9 protein-coding genes are annotated in these 9,662 nt (G+C 53.1%); 2 read left to right on the top strand and 7 right to left on the bottom strand.

What is annotated here, in order from left to right; genetic code table 11:
• On the top strand, positions 1-358 hold a 358-nt coding region (locus BM152_RS16640; protein ID WP_139222526.1), incomplete at its 5' end, for an IS66 family transposase.
• A 262-nt stretch (positions 359-620) separates the two neighbouring features.
• On the opposite strand, the gene BM152_RS16635 is transcribed toward BM152_RS16640, so the two are convergent.
• From BM152_RS16635 to BM152_RS16625, 3 genes are all read right to left on the bottom strand, one after another.
• On the bottom strand, positions 621-1,607 hold the full coding sequence (locus tag BM152_RS16635; RefSeq protein ID WP_082715409.1) for a GlxA family transcriptional regulator: 987 nt from the start codon (positions 1,605-1,607) through the stop codon (positions 621-623).
• 111 nt (positions 1,608-1,718) lie between these two features.
• Positions 1,719-2,789 (bottom strand): flavin reductase family protein, encoded by a 1,071-nt coding sequence (locus BM152_RS16630; RefSeq protein ID WP_082715408.1) that lies wholly within the window; start codon positions 2,787-2,789, stop codon positions 1,719-1,721.
• Between the two features lie 2 nt (positions 2,790-2,791).
• Entirely contained in the window at positions 2,792-4,060 is a 1,269-nt protein-coding gene (locus BM152_RS16625; RefSeq protein ID WP_066605410.1) for an aromatic ring-hydroxylating oxygenase subunit alpha, read from the bottom strand.
• Between the two features lie 272 nt (positions 4,061-4,332).
• Between BM152_RS16625 and BM152_RS16620 the strand changes: the two genes are divergently transcribed.
• Positions 4,333-5,679, top strand: coding sequence for an NAD(P)/FAD-dependent oxidoreductase (locus BM152_RS16620; protein ID WP_066605408.1), 1,347 nt, complete (start codon positions 4,333-4,335; stop codon positions 5,677-5,679).
• A gap of 71 nt (positions 5,680-5,750) precedes the next feature.
• Here the strand turns inward: BM152_RS16620 and BM152_RS16615 are convergent, their stop codons facing one another.
• Genes BM152_RS16615 through BM152_RS16600 form a run of 4 tightly spaced genes read right to left on the bottom strand, consistent with a single transcriptional unit; the run spans position 5,751 to position 9,631 of the window.
• Positions 5,751-7,088 carry an MmgE/PrpD family protein gene (locus BM152_RS16615; RefSeq protein ID WP_066605406.1) on the bottom strand — a complete coding sequence of 446 codons (1,338 nt, stop codon included), beginning with the start codon at positions 7,086-7,088 and terminating at the stop codon, positions 5,751-5,753.
• 3 nt (positions 7,089-7,091) lie between these two features.
• Positions 7,092-7,940, bottom strand: a complete 849-nt coding sequence (locus BM152_RS16610) for a nitrilase-related carbon-nitrogen hydrolase (RefSeq protein ID WP_066605404.1) — start codon at positions 7,938-7,940, stop codon at positions 7,092-7,094.
• A 51-nt stretch (positions 7,941-7,991) separates the two neighbouring features.
• Positions 7,992-8,879 (bottom strand): glycine betaine ABC transporter substrate-binding protein, encoded by an 888-nt coding sequence (locus BM152_RS16605; protein ID WP_066605392.1) that lies wholly within the window; start codon positions 8,877-8,879, stop codon positions 7,992-7,994.
• A 35-nt stretch (positions 8,880-8,914) separates the two neighbouring features.
• Positions 8,915-9,631, bottom strand: coding sequence for an ABC transporter permease (locus BM152_RS16600; RefSeq protein WP_066605391.1), 717 nt, complete (start codon positions 9,629-9,631; stop codon positions 8,915-8,917).
• Positions 9,632-9,662: the final 31 nt, after the last annotated feature.

Raw genomic sequence — 9,662 nt, 5'->3', positions numbered from 1 at the left:
GTCCCGGCACAACAAGGTCACCAAAGCGATCAACTACATGTTCGAGAAAGATAGCCGTTGGAAAGCCTTCACGGCGTTCCTCGATGATGGCCGCATTTGCCTGACGAATAATGCAGCTGAACGCGCCCTGCGCGGCGTAGCCTTGGGGCGGAAGTCATGGCTCTTTGCCGGTTCCGAGCGCGGGGGCGATAGGGCTGCTTTCATGTATACCCTTATCGTTACGGCAAAGATGAACGATATCGATCCGCAGGCCTGGCTCGCCGATGTTCTTGCCCGGTTGCCTGAAATGCCCGTCTCGCGCGTGCCGGAACTTCTGCCATGGAATTGGAGAAAACAGCCGCTCGCTGAGGTGGCATAATCATACAGCTCAACACGGTGCATTCCGTTAAGACCACCGAGCGCGTTGACCTCACTGCGGCCTACGCCGAATGCTTACGATACACAGCCTATCGTGTTCAAATGTCTGATGCATGCCGGGGCAACACAAAGTAAAGTGAGATATTGCGATCATCGCCGCCCTTCTGCGCAAGGTTTGTTGGTGGCACAGTCTGATCACCCCCCCCATGACGCACGCGAACTTGTCGACTTGGATCTGCCCCGCTTTCGAGGCGGATCGATGTTTACCTCCGAATTTGCGACGGAGGGAGCCCAAAATATTCCGAAAAACAATAAGAGAAATAAGAGCCAGATCTGAATCCCGTCGCCAAGGCGATGTCGAGTATCGAAAGTCCGCTGTGCTGCAACAGGTCTTTTGAACGCTCCAGTCGCTGGACTTTACTGAACTTAGATGGCGTCATCCCCGTGTGCTTAAGAAACATCCGTTCAAGCGTGCGGCGACTGGTGCCCACGGATTCGGCAAGGTCCGTTGGTGACAGCGGGTATTCCATATTTTCTTCAAGCAAAATTACGGCGTGACGTAGATGCTTTGGTGCGGTGTCCGGCAATTTCATCGAACCGCTCGATTGCAAAGTCACCTCAGAGCGTACCCGATCCAATTGTAACTGATTTATGATTGACGTGACAAGTGATGCGTCATGATCGCGCGCAATGACACTCATGATCATATCAAAAGAAGACATGCCGCCCGCACAGGTCATGATGCCATTGTCGACTTCATAGATAGCATGTGACACGTGAATATCTGGGAACTCTTCTTTGAAAGCGGGCAAGCCTTCCCAATGGATCGTGCATCGCGTATTTTGCAACAATCCGGCGCGCGCCAAAAAGATTGATCCCATAGAAATTGCCCCCACACACACGCCAGCCGCAGCACGGCGGTTTAAAAAAGCCGACAGTCGTGTCGGGTGGATTGCTTCGAGGCTCAGCCCTGCGCAAACAAAGGTATAATCAGGCACACGACCTTCGCCCATGCGGCCCGAACTGGCGAATTGCAGCCCGTTTGAGGCATGAATTTCGGTGCCATTCTCACTGACAATATCCCAGCTATAACACTCATACCCAGCCATTCGATTGGCAACGCGCAAGGGCTCTATCGCAGAGATCACGGAGAGCATGGAAACATTGTTCAACAGCGCAAACTCAAACCGGATCGGAGTATCTCGCCCCACCCGTCCAGATCCCGTTGTGCGTGATGTGATGTCGGTCATGCGTTTCCAAAATCCGCGCTCCAGTTGTGCTGGATTGATGTTATGCGAACCTTATTTCTATGGGGCATCGGCAAGTATCAAGCATATAGATATACTCACCGATGTAACAGGTCATATCGCGATCTTAATCGCGGTTTTGGGCCGTGTGCAACAAGCAAGAATATAGCCTTGATGCTCTTCTTGTTGCGATAGCCCGCCTTGGTGGTCCATCTCGATCTCCCCTTCAAGAAGCCGAACGCGACAAGTGCCACACTGGCCCTCTCCACAACCGGTCGGAATGCGTTTTCCCGCAGCTGCCAAAGACGTCGACAAAGGAACATCCGGCGCGACATCAAAGGTTTGCGCGCCGATAGAAACCGTGATGCCATCTCCGTTGATCGGCTGAACGACATCTTGAGGCACAGCCATCTTTTGACCAAAGCTTTCGGTGAGGAAACGCGCGCGGTCTAACCCTTCGGCGCGCAAAACCTTGCCCATGTGATCCATAAATCCTATTGGACCACAACACAGAGTTTGACGCCGGTACGCATCCGGCACCATGGCGCGGATCATCGCGCGATCAGGGCGCCCACGATAACCGGACCAAGCCTCGCCTTTTCGGGGCGCGCTCAAAACGTTAAACAGTTTGATCGTCGACATTTGAGTAACGATCTGGTCCAGTTCCTCGCGAAACAACAGGTCCTTCTTGCTGCGCGCGACCTGAATGACCACTACATCCGTCGTTTCGCCGCGTTCAGATAGCCACCGCAGTGTCGACATCATCGGAGTGAACCCGCTTCCGCCGCCGATCAACAACAGCGGCGTGTTCGGATAATACATGATCGAGAACGTGCCAAAAGCCCCTCGTCCAGTGATCTCGTCCCCTACTGCCAAAACCTCTTGCATCCACCGCGTAGCATAACCGTCCGGCGCAGCTTTTATCGTGAGTTCAAACCAATTGTTCAGGTTCGGCGCTGAGGCAACCGTAAAGGTGCGTGTCACCGTACCTTGCGGCATGGGCAAGTCAAGCGAGACCGCCTGCCCCGGATAGTGACGCAGCACGCCTTCCATGACCTCGAACACAAAACTCATCGTGTCCGGCGTCTCACGACGCTTCGCCTTGAGCTTAACTGTTAGCCGCTCGACCGGGTGACGCGGAACGCCTGCTTTGGGAAACGCGGGGACAATCATATCCATAGCCATCTTTATTCCGCCGCCTGCAATTGACGGCCGGGCTCCCTCAACCAATTCTCCATAGCACCGCGATACCAATCGAGGAAATTTAGGATCATGAATTCGGATATTTCCGAATATGGGCCCGGCTCATAACCCAAAGATTTCGTACCGCGTTGGTTTTCTTCTGCGAGGCGTTTATCCTGATCATTGGTTTCGATCCAGACACGAGACAGATGCTCGATATCATAATCCCAGCCCTCGACCGCATCCTCGTGAACACACCATGTGGTACGCACCTCGGTTTTGTTCGGACCGAGTGGCAAAACGCGGAAATGAATGGTCATTTCAGAGAGGAAATGATGCCAGTTGTTCGGAATGCGAAAGGCGCGCACAGAGCCCAGATCAGGTTCGATGAGGTCGCCCAAAAGCTTTTTTGACGCGGGCTTTCCATCCATCGTCATCGAATAGGCCCCATCACGGAACGGCAAACGGATACAGCGGAACTCTGTGCCGCCATCGACAGGCGCATGGGGCAATCCGAGGCTATCCCAGAGCTTGCCTTTCTCCTCCATGATACGAAACTCGTCGCCAAATCGCGCGTCATTTGGCAAGGCCATTTCCACCAAAGACACCAACAATTCCGGATGATTGCCTGCGCAATGATAACATTCACGGTTATTCTCAATCACCAGTTTCCAGTTGGCCTCTTCGACAATCACTGATTCATGAACAATCTTGGTTCGCTGTGGAGCATGCGGTTTGATGTAGGGTGTCACGGCCGCGCGGAACGTGTCGATGTCCGGCGCAGTCTCGGCGAGGCAAATATACACAAGCCCCTCAACCGATGTGACATGCACAGGCTTCAACGGGAATTTATCTTGATCGAAAGCATCACCCATATAGCGCGTAGAGACCAATGCCCCGCTGAGTTCATAGGTCCATTGATGATAGGGGCAGACCAGACGCCCCGTATGACCACGCGTTTTATCGCACAAACGCGATCCGCGATGGCGACATGAGTTGTGAAAGGCGCGAATGACGCCATCATGATCGCGAAGCACAATGATCGGCGTGTCATAGATAGTCATCATGACGTAATCACCCGCATTCGGGAGTTCACATTCCGGCCCAACAAAAATCCATTCTTTTTGAAAGATAGCCTGTAAATCGGCCATGAATATAGCGTCATCATTGTAAAATGCTTGTGGCAAGGAATAGCCGTCCTGACAGTCGTCCAACGCGCCGCGCAGGGCATTCTTGATGGCATCCATAGTGATCCGAGCTCCCGTATCGATCATGATATCTCTTTCGATAAGTTTACGGGTCAGCCACGCCACTTGCTTTCGAATATGCGTCAATACTCTAAGCAAAATGGCCAATCTGAACCATCCAAATTCTCAAATTGCCAATATATTAAGCATTTTATGTGCGTTTCTTTTAAAACACGTAAAGCTCAACATATGGCGCTATTTCAAAAGAAATTGTCGTGGGTCTTAGTCTGATGCCCTGCAATTGCGCGCAATTCTTAGGAAAGAAAGCGACGGGAGTCGCATTACAAACGGAGAACCAAATGTCTTTCCCAAAGAGCACACCATATCTCATCATCGGAGCAGGTATCCACGGCCTATCTACGGCTTTACATCTGGCCAAGAAACTCAAAGCCTCGGGCAAGGGCACGGGCGAAGATATCGTCGTAATCGATAAAAGCGGCATCGCAGCAGGGGCCTCAGGCATCGCCTGTGGCGTTGTGCGCAACAACTATTTTCAACCCGCCATGCGCGAGCTGATGGCCCATTCCGTCGGCCATTGGGAAGCCCACGCAAAGGAATTACAATACAACCCGGTGGGCTACATGCAAATCTCGTCCGAAAGCATGCATGAAGACGTGGCGCAGATTCACAAAGAACAGCAAGCCATCGGCTATGAGTCTGACTTCATTGAAGGCGAAGCCGAGTGCGACACCTATATGAAAGGCCTTTTCGACGACTGGCAGGCTAAAAACATTACCTCCATTCTACATGAGAAAAAAGGCGGTTATGCCCATAATGCTGCGGCAATCTATGCTTTGGCGAAAATGGCCGAAGAAGAAGGCGTGCGCATCATGAGTGGCGTTACCGTCACCGGTCTCAAGAGTGCCAATGGCGCGAGCGCCGCGATCATTGGTGTAGACACGGACAAAGGTCACATCGCCTGTGATTATCTTGTGATCGCCGCAGGTCCTTGGGTGCGTGATTTCTGGTCGATGGCGGATCTGCCGGATGCAATCTCGATCAAAGGCGCCGATGGCAAGATACATGATAGCGTGCCGATGTGGAAATACTGGCAGCTCGAAGAAGGCGTTTTGCGCGTCGATCCCGAAAGCTTTAAAACCAATGACGGAAAGATGCCTCCGGTGATCCACGTCGACACCGACGCGCCGCTTTTGTCTGATGTTGATGGCTCTGTGATCACCGAAGATATGTGGGGAATTTATTACAAACCCGACTTCAATTTTGGCGGCATTCAAGGGGGAGCAATGCCCTATCGGGTCGACAAACCCGCCAATGATGTCACCCTTGACCCTTACGGCCCTTCGTCACCGGAATTCATCGCCTCGCCGGAATTCGCCCATATGTGGGTTTCCGCACTGGCGCATTGTAACGCGCGTTTCTCGGGCACCATGCCAAAATACCTCAATGAACCCTCAGGGGGCGTCGGCTGTTTCACCCCGGACAGCTTCCCGGTTTTCGATGTATTTCGCGAAAACTGCTATGTCATCGCGGACAGCAACCACGGCTATAAAATGATTGGTGTAGGTGAACTTGTGGCGCAGGAAATTACCGCTGAAACCTCAACGCTTTTGTCCCCCTTCCGGTTTTCCCGCTACGCCGAAGGTAAGTTGCACCCTGTGTCCAACAGCCCCTATCCTTGGAGTTAATGGAGAGACGCAGACAGAGATTGGGGGGCCTTCGGCCCCCCTTTTGCAATTGCAGTGTGTTCAAATCGCGTTCATTTTGCTTTTGGGAAAATCTGATCTTGCAACCGGATGAGCGAAGCACCAGAGCCATCCAGCCCCATAACAGCTGCGTGGATCGCTTCAAGCCGCGGGCGGGAGGCTGCCTCCCCTGCCAGATCGTAGAATTTTGCGGTGAGCTCGGCCTCCGAGTAGGGCGTCTCGGGATCGCCTTTCGCCTGTGTTGCAGGTGTGGTCAGCACCTCGCCTGAGGACAGGTGCACGGACAATCTCGCCCAACGCTCTGCTGGGAAAAGGTCGTTAAACGCGTCGTTTTCTTTAAACGAAAGACCTTCACACACAGCACGCAAATCGGGGTCACAAAAGGCGGCTTTGGAAACCTCAGCTACTCCCACGCGCCCCCGCAAAAGAGCCGCGGCCACGGGAAACCCGATGGCATATTGCGCCTCTTCGGTGGTTGAGGGGATACCTTTGAACAGACGCGTGCCCTCGTGAAAGGTTTCGATTTCAACTGAGACAATGTCCTCCGGGCGCAATGGGCGAACGCGAGTTAGATCAAGCGCCGCCTGTACAGAAGGTTGTGCCCAACGGCAGACGGGGAACCCTTTTATATATTGATTCATAACTTCCCATTCCGCGCCCAGTGTGGCCCATATATCAGCCACATCCGAGCCCAAAACCGTTATGGCAGGAGCACCCGTGAACCCCGCTTCTGCGAGGGCAGCAGCAGAAATCCCAGCCATAGCACCCCAACCGGAACCATCCTTAAGCATGGTTGGGTGGTCGATCACCCGCATCATCTGGCTGCGCGGCCCATGATATTCGGCAATGCCCAATGCGTGGGCATAGACGTCAGGGGGCAAGTCCATCAGCTTCCCACAAAACGCCGCGACACAGACGGCAATCCACGCCCCACTTGTGTGATATTCTGATGCGGTGCGATGTAAAGCGATGCCGGCCCGCGTACCAATCTCATATCCAGCCGCCAAATATGTCAGGAAATCTTCACCACTCAAAGCAACTTGACGATCATCCAGAATGGCCAAGAGTGCCGGTAAAAGTCCGCAACCTACATGGCCTTTGGTCAATCTGTGACCATCATGTGCGTCCACAGAGTCGATGGTCATCGCACCAACAAGCGCCGCCCCTTCTGGCGATAGCGTGACGCCCGAAAACAAGACCCGCGCATGATCACCATCAAGATTGCGAGTTGCATACTGCAAAACAGCCGCATGCAACTCTGTTCCCGTTCCAGCCAAAGCTGTCCCCAGCAAATCCAAAAGCAAAAAACGGACGCGGGCCTGAACTCTGTCCGGCACATCCGCCCAGCGAATTTCATTCAAAAATTTATTTATATCGTTGGAATTTGGCATTTCTCATTCCAATAGACCGGGCAGTTCACGCTGCAAAAGCTGAGGCATCAGAGTACGCACGGTCGGCATTGTTTGCCGTGCGTGGATCACATCCGCATAAGCAATCTCAGTGGTCAAAAGCGCTTCGTCGTCTCCGGCATGGGCGTAGCGCGTCCCGTCAGGGCCTAAAATCCTCGAGCCACCCCAAAAATGCATATCAAGGTGCGGTCCGGTCCAATTGCACATCAGAATGGGTAGGCCATAAATCATCGCTGTATGGCGACCGACCAGATCCCAGCCCGCCTCGTTCGAGAACCCGCCACCAACTCCTTCTTTTGTCGAAGCGATCGGTAGAGCCAAAACCGTACTCTCTCGCATGGCCGACAGATAAAGCTGGCCTGGATCCCAACTGTCGGCACAGATCATGCCGCCACAGATCCAGTGACGGTCAATATCCAGCGTCATAGTGCGTTTGCCGGCAGTGAAATATTTGCCCTCGTCGAGGCGGCCATATGTCGGCAGGTTGATCTTGCGGTAGATCTTGAGCACCTCACCTTTGTGCAACCACGCGATGGAATTGTAAAATTGGCCCCCGCGGCCATGTTCGACAAACCCGACCACCGCATAGCCGTGACGACATTTTTGCGCCAAGGCAAGAAGCCGCGGATCGTCAGCCCAGATTGCCGAATTGCGTACGGCATCTCCATCTGCGGGATAGCCCGTCAAAGAGGTTTCGGGAAACACCGTCAGATCGATCTGGCCGTCCTGGGCCTCTTCCAGAAAGGCCACATGTTTGTTGAACAATGTGTCGGGACTGTCCGGGGTATGTTCAAGCTGCGCACAGGCGCAGTGTAGGACATCGCGGTGGCGCATCATCGTATCCTGTAAACGTGCCGCTCCCCCTTCGGGAAGCGGCGATTGATTTTAAATCAAACCTTGGTTTTTCAAGAAGGTTTGCGAAACTTCTTCGATAGTCTTCTTATCTACATCGACCATCGCGTTAAGCCCACGCATGATATCATCAGTCATGATCGCCGAGACAGAATTCAAAAGCTCACCAATTTTTGGGTCGGCCTCGAGAAGTTCGGTACGGATGTTCGGGGTTAGCGCGTAGCTCGGGAAGAACCCTTTGTCATCCTCGAGCACTTTGAAATCAAATGCTTCGATACGGCCATCGAGGGCAAAAACCAAACCGATGTCCAAGTTTTCGGTTTTCAGCGCGTCATAGATCAAGCCGGTTTGCATCGACGCAAGGTTTGACCGCTTCATGTCAAAACCATAGGTCTCTTCCAGTCCGGGCAATCCGTCCGGGCGTTTGGGGAATTCTGCATTTACACCCAGTTTGAGCTTTTCCCCTGCGTTATATGCCGCAGCCATATCTGAGAACGAGCTTAAGCCCTTATCATCTGACCTACGCACAGCCAAAGCATAGGTGCTATTGGCGCGGGACGGATCAAGCCATGTGATGCCGAGTTTGGCGTCAAGGTCTTTGACCGTCGCATAGGTTTCTTCGGCATTCATCTTTGTTTCGATTTTATTGAAGGTCACGAGTGAGGTGCCGGTGTATTCCCAGTAGATATCGACTTGGCCGTTCTCAAGGGCAGCGCGCACAACAGAGGTCCCCATGCCTTCAAGCTTGTCGACATCATACCCGTTTGCTTCAAGTAGGTCTGTCGTGATTTGGGTGATCAAAAGCTGTTCGGTAAAGTTTTTACCTCCAACTTTGATGACGTCCGCCTGTGTAGCGCTGGCGAAAAAGGTCGTGGCAGCGAACAGCGCGCTGGCTGCGGCAGTTGAAAGTTTCTTCATCATGAGTGCGTCTCCGTTGGATAAGTTTGTCATTGTTTTTAAGGTCTGAGCGGGTTGACCCCGCGAGGGATGAGCCAGAATTGCCCTTTTGCGAGCGCATAGTCTGCCAACATCGAAAGCAGCCCGACGGGGATGACACCGGCAAGCAGCATCTGCATGTCATTGAGGTCGATACCGGTGAAAATCAGTTCACCAAGCCCGCCCCCGCCGATTAAAAAGGCCAGAGGCGCTGTCCCGACATTGACAGCAACAGCAGTCCGAATTCCGGCGAACATAACGTAAAGTGCATTTGGGAGTTCCACACTGCGCAGTATGTGTAGAGGCGTCATGCCCATGCCCTGTGCAGCTTCTTTGAGGTGGGCAGGCACGTCGCGCAACCCCTGAAACACATTGCGAACGATGGGCAACAAGGTCGCCACCCAAAGGCCAAAAATGGCGGGCTTAAACCCGATACCCAATAGTGTGATCGATAACGCAAGGATCGCCAGCGTCGGGATCGTCGTTCCGATATTGAAGACCTGCAACAGGGTTTCAGAATAGCGCCGCATAAAGTCACGGCTGAGTAAAATGCCCGCAGGCACACCGACAAGAATAGCCAGACCCGAAGAGATCAATACCAGCACGACATGTTGTTTCGTGAGATAGATGATATCCTCGGAATAAGTCCGCCAAATCTCGCCAAAATATCCCTGTGCCGCCACTGTAAGAGCAGCACCGAGAGCAATACCAAGGACCAATGCAGCGCGTGTTTTCATAGTTTCAGATACGTCGGCGCCCCGAATACTC

The sequence above is a fragment of the Celeribacter halophilus genome (assembly GCF_900114135.1).
Classification (GTDB): Bacteria; Pseudomonadota; Alphaproteobacteria; order Rhodobacterales; family Rhodobacteraceae; genus Celeribacter; species Celeribacter halophilus.
This window is presented reverse-complemented; position numbering and strand designations above follow the sequence as displayed.